Raw genomic sequence first — 24,211 nt, 5'->3', positions numbered from 1 at the left:
GCGTACTAAACAAATGTTGTCTTGTCTGTATAGTTGCGGCCGTGAGCACTCATCGACCACTCGTCACCACGCCCTTCACCTCCGCCAGCACCGCGGCCGACGTGCTGCGCGGCGTCGACCTGACCGGCGTCCGCGCGGTCGTGACCGGGGCCTCCTCCGGGATCGGGGCCGAGACGGCCCGCGCGCTGGCCTGCGCCGGAGCGGAGGTGACGCTCGCCGTCCGGAACCCGGCCGCGGGTGACGCCGTCGCCGAAAGGATCGCGGCTTCGGCCGGAGGCGTCCGGCCCCGGGTCGCCCGGCTCGACCTCGCCGACCGGGCCGGCGTCGCGCGCTTCGCCGGCGCGTGGAGCGGCCCGCTGCACCTGCTGATCAACAACGCGGGCGTGGTCACCGGCGGCCTCGAACGGACGCGGGAGGGGTGGGAGCTGCAGTTCGCGACGAACCATCTCGGCCACTTCGCCCTGGCCGCCGGCCTGCACGATGCCCTCGCCCTGGGCGCGGGCCACCGCGACGGCGCCAGGATCGTCTCGGTCAGTTCGACCGCGCACATGCGTTCCGGCATCGACTTCGGCGACCTCCACTTCGAACGCCGCCCCTATGACCCGCAGCTCGCCTACGCCCGGTCGAAGACGGCCAACTCCCTGTTCGCCGTCGAGGCGACCCGCCGCTGGGCGTCCGACGGCATCGTGGCCAACGCCGTGAACCCCGGCGGCGTCGCGACGGGGCTGCAGCGGAACTTCACCGCGCGGCAGAAGGCGTCACTCGACGCGGCCGAGGCCGCCGGGATCTTCACCTACAAGACGGTCGAGCAGGGAGCCGCCACCAGCGTCGTCGCGGCCGTCGCCCCGGAATTCGCCCACAGCGGCGGCCACTACCTCGACGACGGGCAGGAGGCGTACCCCGTGCCGAACGACGCCGACCTCGCCCAGCACCCGCACGGTGTCAAGGAATGGGCGCTCGATCCCGTCATCGCCCAGCGCCTCTGGGCGGTTTCCAGCGAATTGCTCGGCGGCTGAGCAGGCCGTTTATCCGGTTGCCGCCGCTTCGCCGGAGGTGGTGAGGTGGTGTGATGAGCACGGATGGCGGCACCGCGCCGCCGGCTCCCCGTCTCGCCGGCATCCGGTCCCGATGGCTGGACGCCGCGATCGCCGGGCTCCGCGACGACCCCGGCGTGGCCGGCGCCGCACTGGTCGGCTCGCTCGGCGCGGGCCGGGCGGACGACTGGAGCGACATCGACCTGCTGGTGTTCGTGGACGACGCAGATCTTGACGAGTACGCGGTGCCCGGCCGGCTGCCATCCGGTCCGGGTGTGCTGGCGGCGTCCTTCGACGCCCGGCACAACGGCCCCCGCGGCACCAGGGCCGTCAGCGGGCAGCACCTCGTGGACGGGCTTCCGCTCTGGGTCGACTGGCACATCCAACCGGTCTCGCGGGCGGGCCGGCCCGCCGACAGCGTGGTCGTCTTCGATCGGCGTGGCTTCGACCGGCTCCCGGTCACCTTCTCCGACCTGCTCAGCACCGGCGAACCTGAGCCGCCGACGCCCAAGGAACCCGCCGATCTCCAGATCGCGCGGCTGGCGATGGTCCCGATCGCGGGCAAGCGGATCGCGCGCCGCTCGCCTGAGACCGCCCGGATGATCGATTTCCTCGGCGGCCCTTGCCAGCCCGGCGCCTCCTGGCGGCGGCATCTGGCTGAGTTGCGCCGGCTGCTGGACGGATTCGCGCCGCTCGGGTTGCCCGCCAGCGTGGCCGCCGGCCACGCCTACCTCGACCTCGTGGCGGACGCTCTGGGCTGACGGCGTTCTGCTGCCCCGGTCTCGAGCTGGACCGCCCCCGGGACCGGAAAGCAGGAGCTCGATCCGCTGGTCAGATCCGTGTGTCGGCGGGGGAGTCAGGGAGAAGGTAGTCGCCGCCGCACGCTTCGGCGAGCGCCGGGCCGAACAGGGCGGCCGGCGTGTAGGCGCCCGGCCGGCCCTCGCCGGCCAGCAGGCGCAGGGCCACCTCGGCCGCCACCGCCGCGGTGAAGGACATCGCCTCGCCGGCGCGCAGCCACCCCTCCCGCGTGACGCCGTCCGGCCAGTGCACGACCGCGTGAGCCCACGAGTACTCCCGAGGCTTCTCCTTGGGCTTGGTGGTGACCGCGGCCAGCCGCCGCCGGGTGAACTCGCGTACCGCGCCGATCATGAGCAGAGCGGTCGCGACCGGCAGGATCGCGCGCGCGACCGGGGAGGACGGAGCCTCGCTCGACGCCGAGACGACGTCCGGCGCGCCGCTCGCCCGCTGGGCCGCCATCAGCTCGCCGAGCGGCACGGCCGCCGTGGTGACCGTCGAGCCGTCGGGCAGCGTCAGCTCGGCCGGGTCGCCGCCGATCCGGGCCGGCGCCAGGCGGCCACCTCGGTATCGCCGCCCCTGGTAGCGGCCGCCTCCCTCCAGACCGGGCAGCCCCTCGACGAGGGAGCCGGCCAGCGCCTCGCCCGTGACGCCGCCTTCGAGGGCGACCGAGGGGATCATGTCGGTCCGTACCCGATCAGGGACTTCGCGCCCTTCGCACAGCTTCACGACCACGCTCTCGGTCGCGGCGCCGCCGAATCCGGCGCCGGTGACGACCGTACGCCCGGCCGCCGCGGCCGCGTCGCCCAGCCCGAGCGTGGTCGTGAACGAGGCCAGGTCGTTGGCCAGGTCGAGGTAGTGGCCGGCCGCCAGACAGGCGCGTACCAGGGGTTCGGCGGTCCTGGTGAAGGGGCCCACCGTGTTGACGACCACGGCGGGACGCTGCCGGCGGATCTCCGCCGCCATCGCCTCGACGTCGCCGGCCACGACCGTACGTCCCGCGCCGGCCGCCTCGGCCAGACGCCCGGCGTCCCGCCCGACCAGCGTGGGCTCGACACCCCTGCGGCGGAGCGCCGCCGCCGTCGCCCGGCCGGTACGCCCCGCGCCGCCCAGGATCCAGACTTCGCTCATTCCGTCACTCTCCTAGTGATGACATCGCGTGTCATCACTGTACTCGTCATGACGTGCCGTGTCATCACTACACTTGACGCGTGAGCAGATGGGCACCGGACGCGCGAGAGCGTCTCCAGCGGGCGGCCATGGAACTCTTCGCCGAGCAGGGCTTCGCCGCGACCACCGTCCCCGAGATCACCGCCAGGGCCGGCCTGACCACCCGCACCTTCCACCGGCATTTCGCCGACAAACGCGAGGTGCTGTTCGCCGACGACGCCCGGGTGCCCGACTTCGTCGCGGTGCTGATGGAGAGCTTCCCGCCGTCCGCCGAACCGATCACGCTGATCGTCGAGGGCCTGCGCCTGCTCATCGAGGAGCGCTTCGAGGGCCGCAAGGAAGCTCTGCGAGCCCGGCGCGACCTGGTCCGCTCCGACGACGGCCTGCGCGAACGGGACCTGCACAAACGGGCGGTCATGGCCGAGGCCCTGCGGACGGGCTTCCTGTCCAGGGGGATCGACCCCACGCGGGCGGCGCTGCTGGCCGAGACCGGAGTGACTCTCATGTACGTGTCGGTGGCGGAGTGGCTGGACCGGAAGGATGATCGCAAGCTCTACGACGTCCTGCTCGCGACCCTGGAGACGATGCGCGCCGAGCTGACCCAGGAGAACGTGCCCCCGCCCGCGAAACCGATCCCAAGGACTTCTGCCAGGTGAAACAGCCACAAGACATGTCCCTGAGCGCACGCGTCCGCCGCCACGGCGAGGTCGCCGGCACGTTGGCCTCCTACGATGACCGGCGGCTCGGCGAGGCGCTGGAACAGGCGCGGCCCCTGGGTGCGGGGATCGGCGGCACGTCGGTGCTGCTGGACGTCGGCGGCGTGCCGGTCTTCGCCAAGCGGACCCCGCTAACCGACCTGGAGCGCCGCGCGGGCAACGAGCGGTCGACCGCGAACCTGTTCGGGATGCCCGCCTTCTGCCAGTACGGGCTCACCGCCATCGGCAGCGCCGGCTTCGGCGCCTGGCGTGAACTCGCGGCCGGCGAGATGACGACCGAGTGGGTCCTGACCGGCCGCAGCGCCGCCTTTCCACTGCTGCACCCAACCTCCTCACCGACGGCGAACGCCTGTACCTCACGGACTTCGGGCTGGCCACCTCCTCCCGGTTCGACCTGTCCGAGCAGGAGATCGACTTCCTGGGGCGCAACCGCACCCACGACGCGGGGTACGCGCTGATGCGGCTGGTCAACTGGCTCGTCACCGCCTTCTGCGGGGTGACGGCGCCGCCGGAGCGCAACGCGTTCGTGCGCGCCTGCGCGGCCGGCGCACAGCCCACCGGCGCTCCGCCCAGCCTGGCCGGGACGATCAGCCGGTACGCGCCCGTGGCCGCGCTCGTGAACGACTTCTACTGGGACCTGTACGGCACCAGCAGGACGACGCCGTACCCCGACGATCGGATCGAACGCGCCATGAACGCTCTTCAGGGCCGCGAGGCTGGGGGATGGGGCGCCCGCTGAGTGTGGTGGTCCAGCAGGCGGGTGAGCAGTCCCACGAACTGGTCGCGTTCGGTGGGTGACAGGGGAGAGAGCAGTTCGTCCTGCAGGTCGTCCAGGATCTTGTCCAGGCGGCGGAGTTGCCGGCGGCCCTGGGCGGTGATCGTGATGACGTTGCGGCGGCGGTCGTCGGGATCCAGGGTCCGCTCGACGAAGCCGCGTTCGGCCAGTTCGTTGAGGACGCTGACCATGTCGCTGCGGTAGATGCCGGTGCGCCGGCTCAGCGTCGCCTGGCTGCCCGGGCCGAACTCCTGCAACGAGGCGAGCACGGCGTAGTGCCACTTGCGGGCGTTGACGCGGGCCAGCCCGTCGTTCGTCAGCCGGTCCGACTGCGCGGACACGCCTGACAGCAGGCGACCGGCCCTCCGGCGCAGCCGTTCCGGCGTCTTCGTCTCGCTGTCGGGCGGCATGTGCGCCGCGTCGGCTCCGCTGCTCATGGCGCCGATCCTACCGGTGTTGCGTTAGTCCGACTAACGATGTACATTCGTTCATGGCATAAACGTTAGTGACTCTAACGTTAGTTCGGCGAATGAAAAGGGAGCAGCGGATCACACACCCGCCTGGACCCGCGAGAACTGATCTCCGCGAAGCCCGACCCCCATCTCACGCAAGGAGCCCCCGTCATGCCCACGATCGGCGTTCTCGACTCGACGATGTACTACGAGGACCACGGCAGCGGCCCCGTCCTCGTCTTCCTGCACGGCAACCCCTCCTCCTCGCACATGTGGCGCAAGGTGCTGCCCCTGGTCGGAGGGGGACGGCTGATCGCCCCCGACCTGATCGGCATGGGCCGCTCGGGCAAGCCGGCCGGCGACCACCGGTTCGCCGACCACGCCCGCTACCTCGACGCGTTCTTCGACGCGCTCGGCCTGGACGAGGTGGTGCTCGTCGGCCACGACTGGGGCGGCTCGCTCGCCTTCGACTGGGCGGCCAGGCATCCCGATCGGGTGCGCGGCCTGGCCTTCTTCGAGGCGATCGTCCGTCCGGTCGCCTCGGCCGAACTGTCCGAGCAGGCCCGCGCCCGTACCGTGAAGCTGCGCGGCGCCGAGGGCGAGTCCCTGATGCTGGATTCGACCTTCCTCATCGACACCGCCTACACCGGCGGCGTCCTGCACCCGCTCAGCGAGGAAGACCTCGCCCCTTACCGGGCGCCCTACCCCACCAGGGAGAGCCGCCGTCCGCTGATGAACTGGGCCCGCTCCATCCCGGTCGACGGCGACCCCGCCGACGTGGCCGCGAGGATCGACGCCTACGGCGGCTGGCTGGCCCACAGTCAGGACGTCCCCAAGCTGCTGCTGACGTTCGACACCTCACCGACCCTGCTGGTGACCCCGGAGCTCGCCGCGTGGTGCAAGGACAACATCGCCGGCCTGCACGTCGAACACCTCGGCCCGGCCGGTCACCACGCCGGCGAGGACCAGCCCGAGCAGATCGCCGCCGCGATCTCCGCCTGGCTGGACCGGCAGAGCCTGCGGTAGGGCCGTGGGCGGTCGCGCTTGACCCTGACGTAGGGTCAATCTCCCAGCATGGAGGCATGACGGAGCAGAACAACGCGACCGAGGTCGCGCGGGCGTACAGCGGAGGAGAGCGGGCCGGAGCAGTGCGGAGCCGCACGATCCAGCACGACGGCGTCACCATCCCGGTGTCGAGCGGCGGCCGGGGGCGGCCGCTGGTCCTGTGCCCGGGGCTCGGCTCGACCCAGGCGGGCCTGCGCGAGCTGACCGGGCTGCTGCGGCGCGACCATGACGTGGTGACCTTCGACCTGCGCGGGCACGGCCTCGCCTCGGCCGCCGGCCGGTACTCCTTCGGCGACTTCCTCGGCGACCTCACCACCGTGATGGCCGAGCTGGAACACGACCTGCCGGACGCTCCCGTGCTGGTCGGCTACTCGCTCGGCGCCGACCTGGCCGTGCACTACGCGTCCGAGCACCCCGGCACCCTCGCCGGGCTGGTGCTGATCGACGGGGCGAACCCGGTGCCGGAGCCGTTCGTCACCGAGGCCGTCCTGCCGGAGTTCCGCGCGATGTGGGAGGAACAGGCGGCGCGGCAGGAAGCGGAGCGGGGCACCGAACGTCAGGTGCTGCTCACCGCACCCCAGCTCGCCGACCTGAACGTCGAGATCGACGTGATCAGGGCCGGCATCCTCGACCGGTACCGGAAGATCGACCGGCCCATCAGCATGATCATGTCGACCGCGATGGCCGGTCACGACGCGGGCGGGCCCGCGCGGCGGTTCAACCGGAACTGGCGGGCCGGCGTCGAGCGGCTCGTCCGGGAGCAGCCGCACATCACCACGACCTGGCTCGAAGCGGACCACCAGCTGGTCTTCACCCACGCCCAGGAGATCGCCCGCCTCGTCGGCAGCACGCCGAGGCACCCGGGAGACTGATGACATGCTGACCATCGGCGAGCTGGCGACGTACGCCGGAGTGACAGTGCGCGCGGTGCGGCACTATCACGCCAAGGGGCTGCTGCCGGAGCCGGACCGGGACCACTCCGGCTACCGCAGGTACGACGCGAGCGCGGTGGTCGAGCTGATCAGGATCAGGACCCTGGCCGAGGCGGGAGTGCCACTGGCGCGGGTACGAGAGCTGCTGCGGGCCGGCGAGGAGGAGTTCGCCGCGGCCGTCGCGGACATCGACCGGCGGCTGCGGGCCGAGATCAGGGAACGGCAGCGGCACCGCGAACGCATCGCCCGGCTCTCCTCCGGGGACGGCCTGGCGCTGCCGCCGGAGGTGGTCGCGTATCTCGACCGGCTCAGGGAGCTGGGGGTGGACGAGCGGATCGTCCAGGCCGAGCGGGACGGCTGGATCCCGCTGGCCGCGCGCTCGCCGGAGCGGGTCAGGGAGTGGATGGCGCGCAAGCACGAGCAACTCGCCGACCCACGGCTCGTCGCCTTCTACCTCACCCTGAGCCGGGCCCTCGACCGGTCGGAGTCCCTGGACCGGACCGAAGACCGGGCCGCAGATCGGGCCGCAGACCGGACCGAAGACCGGGCCGCAGACCGGGCCGAGCCCAAGAGCCGCGCCGACCACCGGGTCGGACCACCGGGCCGCGCCGACGAGGACTCATGGCTGGTCGAGCTGGCCGACGAACTGGCCGCCTACATCACGCGGATGGCCGACGAGCAGGGCGAGCACTACGTCGACGACATCGACCTCGAACCGCCGCTCGTCCCGCTGATGGACACGCTGGCCTTCGACACCGTCCCGCCCGCGCGCCGCCTGACCGAGCTGCTGAGACAGCGCGGCTGGACCGGCTGGACCAAACTCGAACGCCTGCCACCCCAGCCCGAGTAGCGCGGCCGGTCACCGGAGCACGGGGCTGTCCCAGCCGGACACGAACCAGTGGACCTCGCCGGTGGCGGGGTCGTACGCCCGCCGTCTGATCGTGGCGATGTCGCCGCCGTAGACGTGGATCCCGACGGTGGGCACGGTGCCGACGGCCTCGACGGCGTGGACGTCGTCGTCGGTGGTGCAGCAGACGGTCACCTGCCCGGGCGTCCACCGCGTCTCGCCGGCCGGCGTCAGCGGCACGCCCTCGGTGGTCGCCGTCGGCTTGAGGTAGCGGAACTCGTGCTCGGCGCCCGCGTAGATGCCGGCCACGCCCCAGGTCTCGTGCGAGTGCACGCCGGTCCGCTGGCCCACGTCCCAGACGACGGACGCCAGCGACCAGCCGCCGTCGGCGGCGATGTGCAGCGGGTACGTCAGGTGACGCTCGGGCGAGGCGCGCGTCAGCTCCGGCGGGAGCCGGTAACCGGCGGCCAGCAGCGCGGACAGCCGTTCGGCGACCCGCGCCGTGATCTCGTGCTCGTCGTCGGTGCCGCTCACCACGAGGTCCACGTCGTCGATGAAGGCCCGCAGGAGATTCGCGTGGTCGGTCATGCTGACGCACCTCGCAGGATCCGGTACTTCAGGTGGGTGACGTCGGGCGCCTCGACGGCTCTGATCTGCTCCAGCCGTACGTCCGCGCCCCCGAGGTCGTCGAGCAGGCGGGAGCCGCCGCCGAGCAGGACCGGGACGACGTGCAGTTCGAGCTCGTCGAGCAGCCCCGCCGCCAGGTACTGGCGGGCGACGTCGCCGCCGCCCCACAGCATGACGTCCTTGCCGCCCGCCGCCTTCATCGCCTGGTCGAGCGCGGACTCGATGCCGTCGGTGACGAAGTGGTACGTGGTCCCGCCGCGCATCTCCACCGGCTCGCGCGAGTGACGGGTGAGCACGAACACGGGGTAGTGGAACGGCGGCTCGTCCCCCCACCAGCCCTTCCACTCCCCGTCGCCCCAGGGGCCGCCGCCGATGGGGCCGAACATGTTGCGGCCCATCAGCCCGGCGCCCAGGTTCGCGATCGACTCCTCGAAGACCCGCGAGCTGGCGGTCACCTCGCCGCCCTGCCCGCCGTGGGCCTCGCGGAAGGCGGCCAGCGGGGCCACCCAGTCGTGCAGCCGGTCGCCGCCCACGCCGAGCGGGTTCTGCTCGCTCTGGTTCGGGCCGGCCACGTATCCGTCCAGTGAGATCGAGATATGGCACCTGAGCTTGCTCATCATGCTTTCCGTCCGGGTTCCGCGCCGTCGTCCGGCGCTCTCACTCCCGAGCATGGCGTGACGTACTCATGACGTCTAATGCCAAACTTTCGCCGGACCCATTGATATCTTCGATGGATGCTGAACCTGGTGCATCTGAAGGTTCTGGCGGCGGTGGCGCGGCACGGGTCCGTGACCGAGGCGGCGAAGGAGCTGCACTACTCGCAGCCGTCGGTGAGCCACCACCTGTCCCGCCTGGAAGCGGCCACCGGCGTCAGGCTCGTCCAGCGGGTGGGGCGTGGCATCCGGCTGACTCCGGAGGGGCGGCTGCTGGCCGGGCGGGCCACCGAGATCGTCGGGCGGGTCGACGCGGCGGCCATCGAGCTCGCGGCGCAGGTCGGGCTGCGGGCGGGCCGGGTGCGCCTGGCCGCCAACGCCTCGCCGCTGAGCACGATCGTGCCGGCCGCGGCCGTCGCCCTGGCCGAGGCGCATCCGGGGCTGGAGCTGATCCTGATCGAGCGCCACCCGGTCGAGGCGCTGCAGCTGTTACGGGCCGGCGAGATCGACGTCGCGCTCATCTTCCGCTACGCCGACGCGCCGGTGGAGGAGGAGGGGTTCCGCCTCGTCCACATCGGCCACGACCCGATCTACCTGGTCAGCCGGCAACCCGGCGACAGCATCGCCAACCATCGCGACTCGGCCTGGATCGGCGGCTGCGAACGGTGCCAGGAGGAGCTGGTCAACCTGTGCCGGACGGAGGGCTTCACGCCGCGCATCGGCTCGCTCAGTGACGACATGGTGGTCGTGCAGGCCCTCGTCGCCGCGGGCAAGGGCGTCACCACCCTGCCGGGCCTGGCGTTGCGCGCCCACCGCCGGCCCGACGTCCACACGACGGAGCTGACCGGCTTCACCCGCCGGCTCTACGCCGTCACCTACGGCGATCCGCCCGACCCGCCCGCCACCGTCGCGCTGATCCAGGCCCTCGCGGACGCCGCCCGCCCGGACGCCGAGCCTGGCTGGGCCGCCGGGACCCGGCTAGGCTCCTGAGCATGAAGGTGCCCGTCGGGGAGCGGATCTCCAGGGCCGGGCACTGGCTCGGCCGTCGATTGGTGGCTCGTCCCGTCGCCACGTTGACGATCATCGGGGTGATCGCCGCGGCCGGATACTTCCTCTTCGGGGTCGCCGTCTCGCTGGCGACAGGGGAGCAGCCGATCCCCTGGTGGCGCTACAGCAGGGACAGCGGGATGCACCTGCTCGTCTGGATAGGGGTGGGGCTGCTCGTGCGGAGCCGGCTCAAGAAGGGCGACTGACGCCGCTGAACAGGGGTCAGGCCGGTACGGAGCGTACGACACCGGCCACCTCGCCCACCACCGCCCGCGTCGGCCGCTGGCACACCAGCCACGTCGTCATCACGGCCTGCGGCAGCTCCTCGACCGCCAGCCAGCGCCAGCCGGGCAGCTTCGCGGCGGCGACGTGCGAGGCGACCAGCGCGGCGTCCGACCGGGTCGCCTGCGCGCAGGCCAGCACGTGCTCGGTGAACTGGGCGAACTGCCGCCTGCTCGGCGGAGCCTGCCTGACCGTCTCGGGGCTGCTGCTGACCTGCCTGCCGCTGATCGACACCCCGCTTCCTGCGATCGTGCTGCTGATGCTCGGGTACGGCGTCTCCGTCACCGTCAACACCTTCGCCAACCCGGCCGTGGCCGAACTCGTGCCGCCCGCGCAGCGCGCCGGGATCCTGGGCGTCTTCTCCGGGCTGAGCGTCACCGCCGGCATTGCCAGCCCCGTCATCACCGGGTGGCTGCTGGACCGGGCGGACACCCCGGCGGCGGGGTACACCACCGCCTTCCTGCTCAGCGGCACCGTACTCGCCGTCGCCGGAGTCCTGTTCGCCCTGCTCGTCCATCCCGAACGTGACCGCCACGACCCCACCAGGAGCGACCATGTCCCAGCCTGAGATCCGCCGTCTCGACCTCACCCCTGACGAACTACTCACCACCACCCGCGCGGTACGCCGCCGGCTGGACGTGACCAGGCCGGTACCGCGCGAGGTGCTGCTCGACTGCGCCCGCCTGGCCCAGCAGGCGCCCAGCGGAAGCAACAGGCAGCGCTGGGACTTCGTCTTCGTCACCGACCCCGAGCAGCGGCGTGACCTGGCCGCCCTGTGGCGCGAGGGCATGGCCCGGCCCGCCGCCCCGCAGTTCCACGGCGGTCCGAGCCGGCACGACTACACCGAGGGCAGCGGCTGGCCGGCCATCGCCGACAGCCTGCGCCACCTCGTCGACATCATCGACCAGGTGCCCGTGCTCCTGGTGCCGTGCATCCAGGTGAGCTCGCGGGCCGAGCTCGGCGACCCGGCGACCCAGGCCGGGATCTGGGGCTCGGCGCTGCCGGCCGTGTGGAGCTTCATGCTGGCGGCGCGCAGCCGCGGGCTCGGCACCGTGTGGACCACCCCGCACCTGAACTACGAACGCGAGGCGGCCGAGCTACTCGGCCTTCCTTACGAGACGACCGTCCAGTGCGCGCTGGTCCCCGTCGCCTGGACGATCGGCACGGACTTCAAGCCCGCCCGCCGGGTCCCGGTGACCGAGGTCGTCCACTGGGACCGCTGGTAGCGCCCGGCCGGCGATCCAGACGGCGAGCGCGCAGGCCGCGTAGCCGGCTCCGAGGAGACTGGAGCCGGCCCAGCCGTGGGCGGCGAACACGGCGGTCGTCGTCGCCGCGCCCAGCGCGGAGCCGAGGGAGTAGAAGATCATGTAGCCGCCGATGACGGTGCTGGTGCGGTCCGGGTGCGCGGCGGTGAGCAGGTGCTGGTTGCTCACGTGGACGGCCTGGACCGCGAGGTCGAGCAGCACGATCCCGGCGACGAGCAGCCACAGCGCCGCAGGCAGTTGCGCGATGGCCGCCCACGACAGGACGAGCAGGGTGAGCGCGAGACCGGTGACCGGGCCCGCCCGCCCCGCGTCCGCCCACCGGCCCGCGCGGGCCGCGCCCAGCGCTCCGGCCAGCCCGGCGAGGCCCAGCAGCCCGATCCGGCTCTCGCTGAGCTCCCACGGCGGGCCCGCCAGCGGCAGGGACAGCCCACTCCACAACGTGCCGAACGCCGCGAACAGGAAGAAGGCGATGAGTCCACGGGTCAGGAAGAGACGCCGGGTGAACAGCTCGCCGAGCCCGGCGAGGGCCCGCCGGTATCCGGCGCTCCGGCCGGGGCGCTCCTCCCGGGGCAGGGCGGCCAGGACGAGGGCGGCCAGGCCGAGCGACAGCGCCGCGAGCACGGCGTAGACGCTCCGCCAGCCCCAGAGGTCGGCGAGCGCACCGGTGACGACCCGCGCGCCGAGGATGCCGGCCACGACGCCCGAGGTCACGACCCCGATGTTCCGCCCGCGTTCGGCCGGCGGCGAGAGCGAGGCCGCGTAGGCCACCGTGGTCTGCACCACGACCGCGAACACCCCGGCCGCCGCGAGCCCCGCGAACGCTACCCACGCGGCCGGCGCCGCCGCGGTCAGGATCAGGCCCACCGCGATGAGCGCCAGGTGCGCGGCGATGAGCCGGCGCCGGTCGGCCACGTCGCCGAGCGGCACCAGCAGCACCAGCCCGGCCAGGTAACCGATCTGGCCGGTCGCCACGATCCACCCGGTCAGCTCCGCAGGAACGCCGAGCTCCTGTCCCATCGGCTGCAGAACTGGCTGCGCCGCGTACACGCTCGCCACCGCGACACCGCACACCACCGCCAGCAGCCATCGCCGCCACACGTCCATCGCACTCCCACCCCGATCAGTAGCACATTGCAACTGTTTCGACCGTAGGACATAATGGTTTCAAATCGCAACTGATTCGGGAGGGGCTCATGGCGCGCGACTGGACCGACCCCGAGTGCCCCGTCGCCCGGGCGCTCGACCTCGTCGGCGACCGGTGGAGTCTGCTCGTCGTCCGCGACGCGATGGACGGGGCGCGCTCGTTCACCGAGTTCCAGCGGCGCACCGGCATCGCCCGCAACATCCTCACCGACCGGCTGCGCAGGCTCACCGAGAGCGGGCTGCTCGCCCAGCGCACCGCGCCGTCGGGCCGGCGGCGCGAATACGTGCTCACCGACGCCGGCCGCGACCTCTTCCCGGTCATCCTCACCCTGCGGCAGTGGGGGGAACGCCACGCCTTCGACCCGGGGGAGAGCCACTCCACCCTGGTCGACCTGCACGGCGTCCCCGTCCCCGGCCTCACGCCGACCGGCGCGGACGGCACCCGCCTCGACACCGACACCACCCGGGTGCGGAAGGTGGCGACGGGCTGAACCGGGGCCGTCAGTCCTCGTGGACGGGCTTCAGCGGTCAGCAGCACACGGGGAGAGGGCCGGCCGTCACCGGACGGGTCGCTTCGCCCGCGTCGAGCTCCAAGTGGGTGCCGGCGAAGGCGGCGCGCAGGCGGCGGTCGTGGGTGACGATGACGAGCGCGCCCCGGTAGACGCTCAGCGCCTGCTCCAGATCGTCCATCAGGCCGGGGGACAGGTGGTTGGTCGGTTCGTCCAGGAGCAGCAGGTCGGCCGGCTCGCTGACCACGCGGGCGAGTTCGAGCCTGCGGCGCAGGCCGGGGGAGAGGGCCGCTACGGGCGCGCCGAGTTGGGCGGCGCGGAACAGGCCGAGCGCGAGCAACGTGTCGGCGTGCCCGTCCGGATCCCCCGGGCGCCCGGCCGCGAACGCCTCCAGCACCGTGCCCGTCCCGTACGCCAGGCCGTCGTCCTGACGCAGGTGCCCCACCCGCGGCCTTCCGCGGACCGTGCCGGCGTCAGGGGTGAGCTCGCGGGCCAGCACGCGCAGGAGCGTGGTCTTGCCCGCTCCGTTCGGGCCGGTGACCAGCAGCCGGGCTCCCGGTTCGACGCGCAGCGACTCGACCCGCAGGCGTTCGCCCACCCGTACCTCCGTCAGCTCCACGAGGGGGCCCGGGGTGACGTCGGCCGCGATGCGGGCGGCGAAGCGCAGCGGTCGCGGAGGCGGCGGAACCGGGGTCAGGTGGAGCCGGCGCAGCCGTTCACGAGCCCCGCGGATCCTGCTCATCGCCCCGTGCGCCCGCGACCGGGCGCGGAAGGCGCCCGCCCCGCTGAAGGCGGCCGGCGCCTTGCGCGGGATGACGGCCAGCCGTTGCGCGTGCACGTCGGCCAGCCCCTCCGCGCGGGTCACCTCGGCGCGCCACTCCTCGTGCTCACGCACCCAGCGCGCCCTGGCCGCCGCCTTGGCCGCCAGGAAGCCGGGGTAGCCGTTGCCGTAACGGCGCACGGTACGCAGGTCGCCGTCCACCTCCACGATGGCGGAGGTGACCCGCTCCAGGAACAGCCGGTCGTGCGTGACCGCGACCAGGGTGCCCCGGTGCGCGCGCAGGTGCTGCTCCAGCCAGGCCACGGCCCGGTCGTCGAGGTCGTTGGTGGGTTCGTCGAGCAGCAGCACCTCGGGCGCCGCGGCCAGGGTCGCCGCCAGCGCCAGCCTGGACCTCTGCCCGCCCGACAGGGTGCCGAGCGGACGGGCGCGGTCCAGGCCGGGCAGGCCGAGCGCGTCCAGCATGATCTCGACCCTGGTGTCGGCCTGGTACCCGTCGCGGGCCTCGAACCGGGCGACCAGACCGGCGTAGTCGTCCAGCTCGGCCGGCGTGGCGTCACCCAGGCCGAGCTCGGCGTCCCTGATCCGGCGTTCCAGCTCGCGCAGGTCCGCCAGCGCGAGATCGACGGCTTCGCCGGCGGTCGCGGTGAGGGGCAGGTCCAGCGTCTGGGCCAGGTAGCCGACGCCGCCGGGCGTGGCGAGGTCGGTGACGCCGTTGTCGGGCCGGCAGCGTCCGGCGAGCAGGCGCAGCAGGGTGGACTTGCCGGAGCCGTTGTCGCCGATCACGCCGACCTTCTCGCCGGGCTTGACCGTGAGCGAGACCTCGTTGAGCACGATCGTGTCGTCATACCGCTTGGTGACGCAGGACAGGATGAGCCGGGTGTCGGACGAAGGGGGGCCGATGCGCATGAAACTCCCGAGTGGTCGTGTGCGAGACGATTCGTCTCGTCTCGTTGTAAGAGGACGATAGCCCTTACATCACTCGAATGCAAGACGGACCGTCTCGTTTCGCTTCTCAGAAGTCAGGACGCGGTCGAGCGGGGCGCTCCGAGGGACCTGCCGTCAAGGACGCTGCCACCAAGTACCCGCGAATGCCTTGAGGCCGGCCAGTGGGCGCGATCCGATTCAGGTAAGTGGGCGCTTCCCAGGGAAAGTCTTAGTCATATTTTGCCCATTAATATCCAGAAAACTGCCCTTATCTTGCCTTTACATGCTGATGCGTCGTTTGTCCTGCTTAGTCTGGAAGGCGACCGTGTCGGCCCCGCATGCTGCGATCCGCACGGGGAGGGAGCGAAGTGTCACCACTTCCACACCCGCGCTCCATCCGGGCGCGTTACACCATCGTCGCCGCCGGAGTCTCGCTGATCATCATGGCAGTGTTCGGCACGACCCTGGACCTCGCCATTCGCAATCGGATCCAGGCCAACACCTTCGACGACGCCGAACGCGTGGCCAGCCAATGGAGCGCGCAGGCGCGAACCGGCTACGTCCCCCGGCGGATTCCCGCCCACGCACCCGTCGACCTCATCCAGATCGTCGACGCCCGGCGGCGGGTCGTCGACGCCAGCGCGCTCGCTTCCAAGACCGTCCCGCTCAGCCGTCTCAGACCCCCGTCGAACGACCGCTTCCAGCGCGACATCGAGTGCCCGGACGGGGGCCGCTGTGTCATCCTCATGGCCATCCGCCTGACCCCCGCACCCGACGCGGGCGTCGTCTACGCCGGCGTCCGGGAACCCGACCTCCTGGCCACCCACGGCCTCGAATACTCCATCGCCTCCGGCATCCTGCTGATCACCGGCATCGCCGCCTGGACCACCTGGGCACTCGTCGGGCGCACGCTCCGCCCCGTCGAGGCGATCAGAGCCCGGATCTCCGAGATCACCGTGAGCGACCTGAGCCTGCGCGTCCCCGTGCCACCCGGCGGCGACGAGATCAGCGAGCTCGCCAGCACCGCCAACCAGACCCTCTCCCAGTTGGAGGACGCGGTCGAACAGCAACGCCAGTTCGCCTCCACGACCTCCCACGAGCTGCGCACCCCCATCGCCGGGTTGCGCACCCAGCTGGAGGAGGCACTGCGCTATCCCGACGACGTCGACCCCCGGCAGGCCATCAGGTCGGCGCTCACGACCACCGACCGGCTGGAGGCCATCGTCAACGACCTCCTCCTGCTCGCCCGCCTGCGCGCCGCCGATCCGGCCCCCGGGGAGAAGATCGACATCGGCGAGCTCATCACCGCCGAGGTGACCACCCGGCCCCAGTCCATCCCCATAACCGTCAAGGCGCCCCCCGGGCTCGAGACCTGCGGCTCCAGGATGCAGCTCATCCGCGTGCTGGACAACCTGGTCGCCAACGCCCAGAGACACGCCGAGTCCACCGTCGACATCTCCGTCGAGGCGGTCGGCGACGGGCTCGTCGTCACCGTGGCCGACGACGGGCCCGGCATCCCGCCCGCCCATCGCGAGCGCGTCTTCGAACGCTTCGTCCGCCTCGACGACGGACGCCGCCGGGACCCGGGAGGCAGCGGGCTCGGCCTCGCGATCTCCCGCGACATCGCCCGCGCCCACCAGGGCACGCTCCGGGTGGAGGACTCGCCGAAAGGGGCGAAGTTCGTGTTGTGGCTGCCGCTCCTGCCCTGCCGCCCGGAGCAGACCTGACCCTGCTGTTCCGCGACGTCGACGCCATCGCGCCCGCGGCCACGATGCAGGCGATCGAGCCGGTGGCCGTCCTCCTGCGGGACCTGAGGTCATCGTGGGCGGGCGGCCGAGCCGCACACCGCCCGTTCAGGCGCTGTCTCACGGCGCGATTGCCCTGCTACCTGGGTCGACTCCGCTCGGGTGTGCTTGGTGACAGCTTCCTCAACGACAGGCCGAGAGCCGTCGCGTACGGACGATGCCCCAGCCGACCAGCGCCGCCGCCACCAGCGTGAGCGCGAGGCCGGCCACCGTGACCGCCTCCCCGAACTCCGCGCTCTGCCGCGCACTCCACCCCGACGCGGCGATGTCGCCGGTGAACAGCGCCGCGAGGACGGTGCCGATGACCGCGATGCCGGCGCCGGAGGTGACCTCGCCGGCCGTGTCGGTGAGCGCCGCGCCGATCGTGGTCCGGTCCGGCGGCAGGCCGCGGAGCACGTTGACCCCGGCGACGACGCCGACCACGCGCATCCCGGCCGCCGTGAGCACCAGCGCGAGCGCCACCCAGCCGTACCCGAGCCGGCCCAGCAGGGCGTAGACGGCGAGGCCGCCGACGACCGCCGTGGCGCTGAGCCAGGCGGCCCGGTCGAGCCCGGCCCGCCGGACGAACGCGCCGACGAACGCGCCGCCCGCGATGAGGACGGCCACCTGCGGCAACATCCCGATGGCGGCGAGCGCGGGCGTCCACCCCCAGTCGAGCTGCAACTGCAGCGTCACCATGTACCCGAGGCCGGCGGTCGCCAGCCCGGCCGCGGCCTTGAACGCCAGGCCGCTCGACACCAGCGGGTGCGCGACGAGCTTGAGGTCGAGGAGCGGGTGCCGGGCCGCGCGCTGGCGCAGGACGAACGCGACCGCTCCCGCGACGGCCGCCGCCGTGGCGGTCCACGCCGGCCACGACCGGGCGCCTCCGTCGACGAAGAGCGTCGGCGCGACGAGCGCGAGCACGACCGTCGCCGTGCCCAGCGCCGCCCCCGCGACGTCCACCGGATCGCGGTGCAGGCCGGCCGCGTCGTCCGCGGTGACACCCGCCCGGATGCCGATGATCGCGAGTACCGCGATCGGCACGTTCACCAGCAGCAGGGCCTGCCAGGGCGCTACCGCGAGCACGAGGCCGCCCGCCGTCGGGCCGATCGCCAGCCCGACCAGGCCCACGGTCGAGATGAGGGTCGTCGCGCGGACGCGCAGGCCGTCCTCCTCGAACAGCCGGAAGGCCAGCGCCATCGAGCCGGGCGTCGTCATCGCGGCCGCGACGCCCATCGCCACCCGTACGGCGATGAGCTGCTCCGCCGTGCGCACGAGAACGGTGGCCAGGCCGGCCAGGCCGAGCAGGACCAGCCCGGCGAGCATGACCCGGCGCCGGCCGAACCGGTCGGCGACCGCGCCGAACACCAGCATCGACCCGCCGAACACGACCGCGTACGCCCCCGTCACCCACTGCAGCGCGGTCGTGGAGGCGTGCAGTTCGCGGCCGATGGTGGGCAGCGCGACGTTGAGGATCGAGTTGTCCAGCATCTCGAAGAGGAACACCGCGGACAGCCCCGCCAGGGCCACCCAGGCCTCCCGCAACGATCGCGGCGCACCCGCGGTCTGCTCCAGCACTGAGATCTCCTTCACGTAGAAGGCCCTGCTTGAATGAACGCGTCATGCCGCCCGAGGGGGCGCGGACGCCGATGGCCGGTGGCGCGGGTGAGGGCCCGCCACTAGATTAGGTGACTAAATTTAGTCACACAAGAGAGTGAGGCTGGATGCCCAGAACGGGAGAGCGCGGCGGGCCGCGGACGCGGGCGAAGATCTCGCAGGTCGCGACCCGGTTGTTCCTGGAGCGCGGCTTCGACGCCGTCACGGTCGCCGAGATCGGGCGGGAGGCCGGGGTGTCGAGCGTGACGGTCTTCAACCACTTCCCGCGCAAGGAGGACCTGCTCCTCGATCGCGGGGACGACGCCATGGAGCTCCTGCGCTCGGCGGTGCGCGACCGAGCGGCGGGCGTCGACGTACTGGAGTCCCTGCGTGCGGCGACCCTGCGCCTGGTCGACGACCGGCATGCGCTCTCGGGGCTGAAAGACGGATCCGTCCCCTTCTTCAGGACCGTCGCGGCCTCGCCCGCGCTGATCGCCCGGGCGCGGGAGATCGCCGCCGACCTGCAGCGGGTCCTCGCGGAGGAGCTCGAACGCGACCCCGCCTTCGACGGCGACGGCCCGCTGCTCGCCGCCTTCTTCATCGCCGGCTACGGCGGCGTGATGGTGGAGACCGCGCGCCGCCTCATCGCCGGAGAGCCGCCGGCGGCCGTGGCGGACGACCACCGGGCACGCCTGGAGCGGTTGTTCGCCGCCCTGCGCGACGGGGTGGGGCCGCGTGCGTGAGCGCCCGGCCGGCCAGGCGCCCGCCCTTACCGTTCGCCCTTACCGCTCGCTCTTACTGCTCGCCGGCGGCGGTGGCCTCGGCCGGCCCGTAGATCAGGTACACCACGCCGGTGCTGAAGGTCTCGGACCTGATCAGGCGCAGCGGGACGGAGTCCGTGCCCTCGTCGAACAGGCGCTCGCCCTTGCGGACGGCGATCGGGTGCACGAGCAGGTGCAGCTCGTCCACCAGCCCCGCCGCCAGCAGCTGGCGGACCACCGAGACCGACCCGCTCACGGCGATGGGGCCGCCCGGCTCGTTCTTCAGCTCCGTGACCGCCTTCACCAGGTCACCCTGGAGCAGCTCGGAGTTGCGCCAGGTGAACTCCAGCGGCTGGCGGGACACGACGATCTTCCGCGCGTCGCCGAGCGACGCGGCGAACCCGGCGTCCTCGCCGCCCTCCGCCTCCCGCTCCGGCCACGCTCCGGCGAAGCTGTCGTACGTCTTGCGCCCCAGGACCAGGGTGTCGGCCATCTGCGCCGTCACGGCGGCGCCCATCTCGTCGTTGAAGTACGGGAAGTGCCAGTCCGCGGGGTCCTCGACGACGCCGTCGAGCGAGATGAACAGGCTTGCCGCGATCTTCCTCATGCTGTCGCTCCAAGTGAGGGGCGGGGCCGTCCGGCCCTGCCGCGTTGGTGTGCCTGTAGTCTCGCGGCTCCGGCTTACGGATCCCTTCAGGTCTTCCTCTGGTCTTCCTCTGAGCGGGACGAGGCTCGCGGGCCCGCCGCCACGGGGCGCGGGCTGGTGCTGCGGTGGGAGCGGCACACCGCGGACCACGCCTGACTACCCGGGCGCTGCTGCTGATGACCGGACACGCTCACGGCGAGCTGGGCTGAGGGCTCAGAATTGCCCGCTGGTCATCGTGTACCAGGTCGGAAGGAATCTCAGCAGGACGATTCCGATGAGGACCGCGAACGACCCGACCATGCGAGCGGTGCTGACGCTCCCAGGTGCGACAGGCCGCAGCTTCCAACGTCCGGCCGTGATGAAGGCCGTCGCGCCTCCCAGGACGAGATTGGCGGGCACCAACGCGTACTCGCCGCGCACGATGTGAAAGGCCGCCGCGAGGATCATCGTCAGCGCCAGGCCGGCGGCGGCGAGGGGCGTCAGCACCGGCTTCACCTTCGTCATCGCCGGCAGGAGCAGGCCGACGCCGCCCGACACCTCGCAGATCCCGATGAAGACGATCAGGGGCTGCGACACGGCGGCGTACCAGGCGACGGCTTGGGGCGCGGCCGCGTACAGGGCGGCGTCGTACATGAGCACCTTGCCGAAACCGCTGCCGGCGAAGAAGAAACCGAACAACGCTTGCAGCACCCACAGCACGCCATTGAGCGTGAATCGTATTCCGCGCCTCTTCGGCTGCTCGATATCCCTGATGCCGAGCTGGTCGGAACTGACGTGCACGTTCATCTGTATTCGCTGTCTCCTCGGGAATTCAACTTCCGTGACGGCACCGCCGGCCGCCCATCGGTGAGCACCGCCGGCCGACGGTGATTTTCCGGACGCCCACCAGCCTGGCCGCGGGCCGGCACCGGCGACAACGCCAGGTCCGGTAACGTGCCTTAACCTCTCGCTTAACGACGAAAGAGCGCACGTGGAGTTGCGGGACATCGAGATCTTCCTGACCCTGGCCGAGGAGTTGCACTTCGGCCGGACCGCCGAGCGGTTGCACGTGACCCCCGCCCGCGTCAGTCAGTCGATCAAGAAGCAGGAGCGGCGTATCGGCGCCGCCCTGTTCGAACGCAACAACAGGGCCGTGACGCTGACGCCGATCGGCAGGCAGCTGGTCGAGGACCTGCGGCCGATGTACCGCGGCCTGCACGAAGGCTTCGAACGCGCCATCCGCGCGGCCGGCGGCAAGACCGAGGTGCTGCGCCTGGGCATGCTGTCCAGCAACGTGCAGGATTTCCGGCCGCTGCTCGACGGCTTCCACGCCCGGCATCCGGCGTGCGAGGCGCAGATCCGCTACGTCGGCTTCGGCGACCCGTTCGGGCCGCTGCGCGACGGGGAGGTCGACGTCCAGATCGCCTGGCTGCCGGTCAGGGAGGCCGACCTCACGGTGGGTCCGGTCGTCCGCATCGAGCCCGTCGTCCTCGCCGTCGGCGCCGGTCACCGGCTGGCCGGCCAGAAGACCGTCTCGTACGAGGACCTGGCCGGCGAAGTCGTCATCGGCGGGGCAAAACCCGACTACTGGCGCGAAGCCCTCGTCCCCAGCCACACCCCCAGCGGGCGGCCGATCCGCATCGGGCCGGCCGTCACCGCCGAGAGCGAACTGCTCCCGATCCTGTCCAACGGCGAGGCCGTCGCGCTCGTGCACTCGCACGCCGGCCGGTACCACTCCCGGCCCGACATCGCCTACGTACCTGTCCACGACGCGCCGCCGGCACGATGGGCCCTGCTGTGGCGTACCGCCACCGAAACCGACCTGATCCGGTCGTTCGCGCTCACCGCCCGGGAGGTGGAGCCCAGCGTGGCCGAGAACGACCGAACCACGTACGTGCCGGTGTCCGGCGAATCCGTCAGCCGGGCGCCCACCGCTATCGGCCCCGCGTCTCGGTGGCATCGCCGCGCGTGAGCGAAGGCCACCGCTCCACAGCCCACTCCGGCCAGCCCGGCCACCCCGGTGGCGGGCCGGGGATGTCGCCGCCACCGAGTTCGGCGGCATCGGGCACCTCGAACCGCTCACGCCAATCGGCGACGTCCGCCTCGCTCATCGGAAACGTCGTGTGCGGCGCGGTCGCCTGGCGGTGCGCGATCCGGATGAGCTGGGCGTCAATGTCGATGGGCAGATAGACGACATGGCAGTCGGCCCCGGCCGTCGTCCCCAACCGGCGCAGCGCCGAGCGTTCGTCGCGGCTCCAGAGCCCGAAGTCGAGCACGACGTTCGTACCCAGTCGCAGCACCCGCAGGGCCAGTGCGATGAGCCGGCCCTCCAGGAGGTCGCGCTTGCCGTCCGGCTGGGACCCGTCGAACAGGGAGATCATCCACTCGTCCGGGGTCAGCCGCAGCGCGTGGTGCGCCGTGGCGAGCTCTTCGGCCCGGGTGGTCTTGCCGGCTCCGGGAAGCCCGACCATCAGAAACAACTGAGGGCGCCCGGGCCGCACGTCACGCTCCGTCTTCGTACCGGCCGCTGCCGACTGGCCGGCATCACCGGCGAAGCCGGGGCCGTCGCCGGTGAGAAACGCCTCGGACGCGCGCGAGACCGGACCTTGCTCTGCTGGATGGAACTGCCGCGACATCAATGTGCTCCTGGGATCACGCAGGACGGCCCGGCAGCAACAGTGAGACACACGATGGGGCTGCCGGCAGGACACTGATTCGGCGGTATGCCCCGACACCGGCCCCGGTGGGGCAGGGGCTCTGAGGGTACGGTCTACGACGACCGCGATACCGCCGCTAAGCGGCGGCGCGGATGTTCATCGCGGCGCAGCAACCCATACCCATCACCATATCCGACAGCACGAGCACCAGTAGGACCGCCGACCTCAGCCGCGCTCGCTCAGCCACCGATCGCGCAGCCACCGATCGCCGCTCCTTGAGGGCAAGACCGACGGAGCGACGACCCCTGTACATAACGAATACCGTTATTTACGATTATCGTTATGTCCACGAAATGGCTCACCCGACTCCAGATCCTGCTGACCTTCTTCCTGATCGTGTCCTGCTTCGGCGCCTTATCCATGCTGTTCTCCACCGTCGTGATCGCTTTCGTCGGCACCACGAACGGCACCGGCGTGCCCCTGCGGGTCTTCGACGTGCCGATCACGGGCATGGCGGCCCCAGACGCCGTGATCAAGAGCGCGTCCGCCGATGTGACGGTCCTTCCCTCAGGGCCCGCGCCGCTGGTCGGCCTGCTCTTCCTGCTTCTCTGGGCGCCGGGCGTCGTGACCACCCTGCTCGCCCTGTTCACCGTCGTCCGCGCGCTGAGCCGGGCGAGCGCAGGCGACAGGGCGCTGTTCTCCGCCGTCACCGCCGCGCACCTGCGCCGCCTCGGCTGGATCCTGATCATCGGCTCGCTCGCCACCGGCCTACTCGGCGTGGTGGCCGAGCGGATGCTGGCCTCCATGCTGCTGAGCAGGAGCTACCCGTTCTACGCCCCGCCGGGCGAGGTGCTGGCCGGAGTCGTGGCGGGCGTGGCGATGCTGGCCGTGTCGGAGATCGTACGGCGCGGCCTGGCACTGCTCGAAGAGACCGAGGCGACCATTTGATGACCGATCCGACCATCCGCGTAAGACTGGATGAACTGCTCAAAGAGCGCGACATGACGCTCACCGAGCTGTCGAATCGGGTCCAGATCACCGTCGTCAACCTGTCGATCCTGAAGAACGGCCACGCCAGGGCCATCCGTTTCTCCACCCTCATGCGCCTGTGCGACGCCCTCGACTGCCAACCAGGCGACCTCCTCCGCTACGACCGGCCATAGCGCTGAGGCCGAGTTCCGCGTGTCAGGCCGGCCGGCTCGCGGGAGAGAGCCGGCGGTGCCGGGAGGCGCTGGACAGCGCCCGCGGAGACCAGCCCGGATGCGGCCGGCAGCAACCAGGGAAGAGCGCTCCAGTCGGAGACGCGGGCCGCGTCGAGCATGGCGCCGGACAACAGGTTGCCGAGCAGGATCCCGACGCCGGACAGCATGTACAGGCCGTAGTAGGTGCCGATCAGCCGGTCGCCCGCGCGCGTGAGCTCGGCGACGTGCGGATCCTCACGACCGACGAGCGTGACGCCTACGGCGCCATCACCGCCTTCCGGCTGTCCGGCCGCGCCGGCTAAGCCGACAGTGTCGCCATCGCCGAGCAGCTCATGAGCCGCCACCGCATCTTCACCGTCGCCCGCACCGGCATGACCGGCGGCGGCGCCGTGCGCGTCACGCCGGCCCTGTTCACCTCCGCCGACGACGTGGACCGGCTGACCGAGGCGTTGCGCGCGATCAGCCGCCGCCCTCCGCCCCCGGCGACCGCGCGATGAGGAGCCTGCGGCAGGGGTGAGCGTGATCAGCTCTTGACAGTCCGGCCCGGTGACCCCCTATCTTGCTCATAT

At 71.9% G+C, this 24,211-nt stretch carries 29 protein-coding genes and 1 pseudogene; 18 read left to right on the top strand and 12 right to left on the bottom strand.

Annotated features, from left to right (window positions below):
* Positions 1–41 precede the first annotated feature (41 nt).
* Positions 42–1,016 (top strand): SDR family NAD(P)-dependent oxidoreductase, encoded by a 975-nt coding sequence (locus tag B0I32_RS39610; RefSeq protein WP_106248490.1) that lies wholly within the window; start codon positions 42–44, stop codon positions 1,014–1,016.
* A gap of 53 nt (positions 1,017–1,069) precedes the next feature.
* Entirely contained in the window at positions 1,070–1,795 is a 726-nt protein-coding gene (locus B0I32_RS39605; protein WP_106248488.1) for a nucleotidyltransferase domain-containing protein, read from the top strand.
* Between the two features lie 70 nt (positions 1,796–1,865).
* Here the strand turns inward: B0I32_RS39605 and B0I32_RS39600 are convergent, their stop codons facing one another.
* On the bottom strand, positions 1,866–2,960 hold the full coding sequence (locus B0I32_RS39600; RefSeq protein ID WP_106248487.1) for a saccharopine dehydrogenase NADP-binding domain-containing protein: 1,095 nt from the start codon (positions 2,958–2,960) through the stop codon (positions 1,866–1,868).
* Between the two features lie 80 nt (positions 2,961–3,040).
* Here B0I32_RS39600 and B0I32_RS39595 point away from each other — a divergent pair, with 80 nt between their 5' ends.
* Both B0I32_RS39595 and B0I32_RS59165 read left to right on the top strand, forming a co-directional pair.
* Positions 3,041–3,655, top strand: coding sequence for a TetR/AcrR family transcriptional regulator (locus tag B0I32_RS39595; protein ID WP_106248485.1), 615 nt, complete (start codon positions 3,041–3,043; stop codon positions 3,653–3,655).
* A 340-nt stretch (positions 3,656–3,995) separates the two neighbouring features.
* The gene (locus B0I32_RS59165) at positions 3,996–4,454 is read left to right on the top strand and encodes a hypothetical protein (RefSeq protein ID WP_219912239.1); all 459 of its coding nucleotides are present in this window, start codon (positions 3,996–3,998) and stop codon (positions 4,452–4,454) included.
* Here the strand turns inward: B0I32_RS59165 and B0I32_RS39585 are convergent.
* The gene (locus B0I32_RS39585; protein ID WP_106248483.1) at positions 4,418–4,927 is read right to left on the bottom strand and encodes a MarR family winged helix-turn-helix transcriptional regulator; all 510 of its coding nucleotides are present in this window, start codon (positions 4,925–4,927) and stop codon (positions 4,418–4,420) included. The two genes, B0I32_RS59165 and B0I32_RS39585, sit on opposite strands and share 37 nt — an antisense overlap.
* Before the next feature lie 186 nt (positions 4,928–5,113).
* On the opposite strand from B0I32_RS39585, the gene B0I32_RS39580 reads away from it, so the two are divergent.
* From B0I32_RS39580 to B0I32_RS60400, 3 genes are read left to right on the top strand one after another with little or no spacing between them, the layout of a single operon-like run.
* Positions 5,114–5,968, top strand: a complete 855-nt coding sequence (locus tag B0I32_RS39580) for a haloalkane dehalogenase (RefSeq protein ID WP_106248481.1) — start codon at positions 5,114–5,116, stop codon at positions 5,966–5,968.
* A 56-nt stretch (positions 5,969–6,024) separates the two neighbouring features.
* Entirely contained in the window at positions 6,025–6,879 is an 855-nt protein-coding gene (locus B0I32_RS39575; protein WP_106248479.1) for an alpha/beta fold hydrolase, read from the top strand.
* A 4-nt stretch (positions 6,880–6,883) separates the two neighbouring features.
* Positions 6,884–7,789, top strand: a complete 906-nt coding sequence (locus tag B0I32_RS60400; protein WP_106248478.1) for a MerR family transcriptional regulator — start codon at positions 6,884–6,886, stop codon at positions 7,787–7,789.
* A gap of 9 nt (positions 7,790–7,798) precedes the next feature.
* Here B0I32_RS60400 and B0I32_RS39565 read toward each other — a convergent pair whose 3' ends face one another.
* Both B0I32_RS39565 and B0I32_RS39560 read right to left on the bottom strand, forming a co-directional pair.
* Positions 7,799–8,374: a cysteine dioxygenase family protein gene (locus B0I32_RS39565; RefSeq protein WP_106248476.1), complete on the bottom strand. Its 576-nt coding sequence runs from the start codon at positions 8,372–8,374 to the stop codon at positions 7,799–7,801.
* Positions 8,371–9,033 carry a dihydrofolate reductase family protein gene (locus B0I32_RS39560; RefSeq protein ID WP_245956317.1) on the bottom strand — a complete coding sequence of 221 codons (663 nt, stop codon included), beginning with the start codon at positions 9,031–9,033 and terminating at the stop codon, positions 8,371–8,373. Before B0I32_RS39560 ends, B0I32_RS39565 begins: the two co-directional genes overlap by 4 nt.
* Before the next feature lie 114 nt (positions 9,034–9,147).
* Here B0I32_RS39560 and B0I32_RS39555 point away from each other — a divergent pair, with 114 nt between their 5' ends.
* Together B0I32_RS39555 and B0I32_RS39550 are read left to right on the top strand one after the other, a co-directional pair.
* On the top strand, positions 9,148–10,056 hold the full coding sequence (locus B0I32_RS39555) for a LysR family transcriptional regulator (protein ID WP_106248472.1): 909 nt from the start codon (positions 9,148–9,150) through the stop codon (positions 10,054–10,056).
* A 2-nt stretch (positions 10,057–10,058) separates the two neighbouring features.
* Positions 10,059–10,319 (top strand): hypothetical protein, encoded by a 261-nt coding sequence (locus tag B0I32_RS39550; RefSeq protein WP_106248471.1) that lies wholly within the window; start codon positions 10,059–10,061, stop codon positions 10,317–10,319.
* Between the two features lie 16 nt (positions 10,320–10,335).
* On the opposite strand, the gene B0I32_RS60395 is transcribed toward B0I32_RS39550, so the two are convergent.
* Positions 10,336–10,680: a hypothetical protein gene (locus tag B0I32_RS60395; protein ID WP_245956340.1), complete on the bottom strand. Its 345-nt coding sequence runs from the start codon at positions 10,678–10,680 to the stop codon at positions 10,336–10,338.
* Here B0I32_RS60395 and B0I32_RS39540 point away from each other — a divergent pair.
* Together B0I32_RS39540 and B0I32_RS60390 are read left to right on the top strand one after the other, a co-directional pair.
* Positions 10,565–10,963, top strand: a complete 399-nt coding sequence (locus tag B0I32_RS39540; protein WP_245956337.1) for an MFS transporter — start codon at positions 10,565–10,567, stop codon at positions 10,961–10,963. The two genes, B0I32_RS60395 and B0I32_RS39540, sit on opposite strands and share 116 nt — an antisense overlap.
* A pseudogene (locus tag B0I32_RS60390) lies at positions 10,950–11,474 on the top strand (nitroreductase family protein); the annotation flags it as partial. The gene B0I32_RS39540 and the pseudogene B0I32_RS60390, both read left to right, overlap by 14 nt.
* An 18-nt stretch (positions 11,475–11,492) precedes the next feature.
* On the opposite strand, the gene B0I32_RS39530 reads toward B0I32_RS60390, so the two are convergent.
* Positions 11,493–12,764, bottom strand: coding sequence for an MFS transporter (locus B0I32_RS39530; RefSeq protein ID WP_106248466.1), 1,272 nt, complete (start codon positions 12,762–12,764; stop codon positions 11,493–11,495).
* 89 nt (positions 12,765–12,853) lie between these two features.
* On the opposite strand from B0I32_RS39530, the gene B0I32_RS39525 reads away from it, so the two are divergent.
* A complete protein-coding gene (locus tag B0I32_RS39525) occupies positions 12,854–13,294 on the top strand; it encodes a winged helix-turn-helix transcriptional regulator (RefSeq protein ID WP_106248464.1) in 441 nt (146 codons plus the stop codon).
* Positions 13,295–13,331: 37 nt separating this feature from the next.
* Here B0I32_RS39525 and abc-f read toward each other — a convergent pair whose 3' ends face one another.
* A complete protein-coding gene (gene abc-f / locus B0I32_RS39520; protein WP_106248462.1) occupies positions 13,332–14,999 on the bottom strand; it encodes a ribosomal protection-like ABC-F family protein in 1,668 nt (555 codons plus the stop codon).
* 386 nt (positions 15,000–15,385) lie between these two features.
* On the opposite strand from abc-f, the gene B0I32_RS39515 reads away from it, so the two are divergent.
* A complete protein-coding gene (locus B0I32_RS39515; protein ID WP_245956316.1) occupies positions 15,386–16,744 on the top strand; it encodes a sensor histidine kinase in 1,359 nt (452 codons plus the stop codon).
* A gap of 201 nt (positions 16,745–16,945) precedes the next feature.
* On the opposite strand, the gene B0I32_RS39510 is transcribed toward B0I32_RS39515, so the two are convergent.
* On the bottom strand, positions 16,946–18,394 hold the full coding sequence (locus B0I32_RS39510; RefSeq protein ID WP_245956315.1) for an MFS transporter: 1,449 nt from the start codon (positions 18,392–18,394) through the stop codon (positions 16,946–16,948).
* A 131-nt stretch (positions 18,395–18,525) separates the two neighbouring features.
* On the opposite strand from B0I32_RS39510, the gene B0I32_RS39505 reads away from it, so the two are divergent.
* Positions 18,526–19,140, top strand: coding sequence for a TetR/AcrR family transcriptional regulator (locus tag B0I32_RS39505; protein ID WP_106248459.1), 615 nt, complete (start codon positions 18,526–18,528; stop codon positions 19,138–19,140).
* Between the two features lie 52 nt (positions 19,141–19,192).
* Here the strand turns inward: B0I32_RS39505 and B0I32_RS39500 are convergent, their stop codons facing one another.
* Together B0I32_RS39500 and B0I32_RS39495 are read right to left on the bottom strand one after the other, a co-directional pair.
* Entirely contained in the window at positions 19,193–19,765 is a 573-nt protein-coding gene (locus tag B0I32_RS39500) for a dihydrofolate reductase family protein (protein WP_106248457.1), read from the bottom strand.
* A 252-nt stretch (positions 19,766–20,017) separates the two neighbouring features.
* Positions 20,018–20,791, bottom strand: a complete 774-nt coding sequence (locus B0I32_RS39495; RefSeq protein ID WP_245956314.1) for a DoxX family protein — start codon at positions 20,789–20,791, stop codon at positions 20,018–20,020.
* On the opposite strand from B0I32_RS39495, the gene B0I32_RS39490 reads away from it, so the two are divergent.
* Positions 20,775–21,755 (top strand): LysR family transcriptional regulator, encoded by a 981-nt coding sequence (locus tag B0I32_RS39490; protein WP_106248454.1) that lies wholly within the window; start codon positions 20,775–20,777, stop codon positions 21,753–21,755. The genes B0I32_RS39495 and B0I32_RS39490 overlap by 17 nt on opposite strands.
* On the opposite strand, the gene B0I32_RS39485 is transcribed toward B0I32_RS39490, so the two are convergent.
* Positions 21,718–22,419, bottom strand: a complete 702-nt coding sequence (locus tag B0I32_RS39485; protein ID WP_245956313.1) for a P-loop nucleotide/nucleoside kinase family protein — start codon at positions 22,417–22,419, stop codon at positions 21,718–21,720. The genes B0I32_RS39490 and B0I32_RS39485 overlap by 38 nt on opposite strands.
* Before the next feature lie 363 nt (positions 22,420–22,782).
* Here B0I32_RS39485 and B0I32_RS39480 point away from each other — a divergent pair, with 363 nt between their 5' ends.
* Together B0I32_RS39480 and B0I32_RS39475 are read left to right on the top strand one after the other, a co-directional pair.
* Complete coding sequence (locus B0I32_RS39480; RefSeq protein WP_106248452.1) at positions 22,783–23,388, top strand: DUF2975 domain-containing protein; 606 nt, start codon at positions 22,783–22,785, stop codon at positions 23,386–23,388.
* Entirely contained in the window at positions 23,388–23,603 is a 216-nt protein-coding gene (locus B0I32_RS39475) for a helix-turn-helix domain-containing protein (RefSeq protein WP_106248450.1), read from the top strand. Before B0I32_RS39480 ends, B0I32_RS39475 begins: the two co-directional genes overlap by 1 nt.
* Here B0I32_RS39475 and B0I32_RS58195 read toward each other — a convergent pair.
* On the bottom strand, positions 23,588–23,986 hold the full coding sequence (locus B0I32_RS58195) for a hypothetical protein (RefSeq protein ID WP_181308297.1): 399 nt from the start codon (positions 23,984–23,986) through the stop codon (positions 23,588–23,590). The genes B0I32_RS39475 and B0I32_RS58195 overlap by 16 nt on opposite strands.
* On the opposite strand from B0I32_RS58195, the gene B0I32_RS58190 reads away from it, so the two are divergent.
* Positions 23,975–24,139 carry a hypothetical protein gene (locus tag B0I32_RS58190; protein WP_181308295.1) on the top strand — a complete coding sequence of 55 codons (165 nt, stop codon included), beginning with the start codon at positions 23,975–23,977 and terminating at the stop codon, positions 24,137–24,139. The two genes, B0I32_RS58195 and B0I32_RS58190, sit on opposite strands and share 12 nt — an antisense overlap.
* Positions 24,140–24,211 lie beyond the last annotated feature (72 nt).

This window comes from Nonomuraea fuscirosea (assembly GCF_003001935.1).
Taxonomy (GTDB): Bacteria; Actinomycetota; Actinomycetes; order Streptosporangiales; family Streptosporangiaceae; genus Nonomuraea; species Nonomuraea fuscirosea.
This window is presented reverse-complemented; position numbering and strand designations above follow the sequence as displayed.

Bases quoted from the DNA above. Each gene is read 5' to 3' on its own strand.
- B0I32_RS39525 (WP_106248464.1), top strand. From the start codon at position 12,854: ATGGCGCGCGACTGGACCGACCCCGAGTGCCCCGTCGCCCGGGCGCTC.
- B0I32_RS39565 (WP_106248476.1), bottom strand. From the start codon at position 8,374: ATGACCGACCACGCGAATCTCCTGCGGGCCTTCATCGACGACGTGGAC.
- B0I32_RS39555 (WP_106248472.1), top strand. From the start codon at position 9,148: ATGCTGAACCTGGTGCATCTGAAGGTTCTGGCGGCGGTGGCGCGGCAC.
- B0I32_RS39580 (WP_106248481.1), top strand. From the start codon at position 5,114: ATGCCCACGATCGGCGTTCTCGACTCGACGATGTACTACGAGGACCAC.
- B0I32_RS39475 (WP_106248450.1), top strand. From the start codon at position 23,388: ATGACCGATCCGACCATCCGCGTAAGACTGGATGAACTGCTCAAAGAG.
- B0I32_RS39500 (WP_106248457.1), bottom strand. From the start codon at position 19,765: ATGAGGAAGATCGCGGCAAGCCTGTTCATCTCGCTCGACGGCGTCGTC.
- B0I32_RS39575 (WP_106248479.1), top strand. From the start codon at position 6,025: ATGACGGAGCAGAACAACGCGACCGAGGTCGCGCGGGCGTACAGCGGA.
- B0I32_RS39600 (WP_106248487.1), bottom strand. From the start codon at position 2,960: ATGAGCGAAGTCTGGATCCTGGGCGGCGCGGGGCGTACCGGCCGGGCG.
- B0I32_RS39495 (WP_245956314.1), bottom strand. From the start codon at position 20,791: ATGTCCCGCAACTCCACGTGCGCTCTTTCGTCGTTAAGCGAGAGGTTA.
- B0I32_RS58190 (WP_181308295.1), top strand. From the start codon at position 23,975: ATGAGCCGCCACCGCATCTTCACCGTCGCCCGCACCGGCATGACCGGC.
- B0I32_RS39530 (WP_106248466.1), bottom strand. From the start codon at position 12,764: ATGGACGTGTGGCGGCGATGGCTGCTGGCGGTGGTGTGCGGTGTCGCG.
- B0I32_RS39485 (WP_245956313.1), bottom strand. From the start codon at position 22,419: ATGTCGCGGCAGTTCCATCCAGCAGAGCAAGGTCCGGTCTCGCGCGCG.
- B0I32_RS39585 (WP_106248483.1), bottom strand. From the start codon at position 4,927: ATGAGCAGCGGAGCCGACGCGGCGCACATGCCGCCCGACAGCGAGACG.
- B0I32_RS39505 (WP_106248459.1), top strand. From the start codon at position 18,526: ATGCCCAGAACGGGAGAGCGCGGCGGGCCGCGGACGCGGGCGAAGATC.
- B0I32_RS39605 (WP_106248488.1), top strand. From the start codon at position 1,070: ATGAGCACGGATGGCGGCACCGCGCCGCCGGCTCCCCGTCTCGCCGGC.
- abc-f (WP_106248462.1), bottom strand. From the start codon at position 14,999: ATGCGCATCGGCCCCCCTTCGTCCGACACCCGGCTCATCCTGTCCTGC.
- B0I32_RS39480 (WP_106248452.1), top strand. From the start codon at position 22,783: ATGTCCACGAAATGGCTCACCCGACTCCAGATCCTGCTGACCTTCTTC.
- B0I32_RS39550 (WP_106248471.1), top strand. From the start codon at position 10,059: ATGAAGGTGCCCGTCGGGGAGCGGATCTCCAGGGCCGGGCACTGGCTC.
- B0I32_RS60400 (WP_106248478.1), top strand. From the start codon at position 6,884: ATGCTGACCATCGGCGAGCTGGCGACGTACGCCGGAGTGACAGTGCGC.
- B0I32_RS39560 (WP_245956317.1), bottom strand. From the start codon at position 9,033: ATGATGAGCAAGCTCAGGTGCCATATCTCGATCTCACTGGACGGATAC.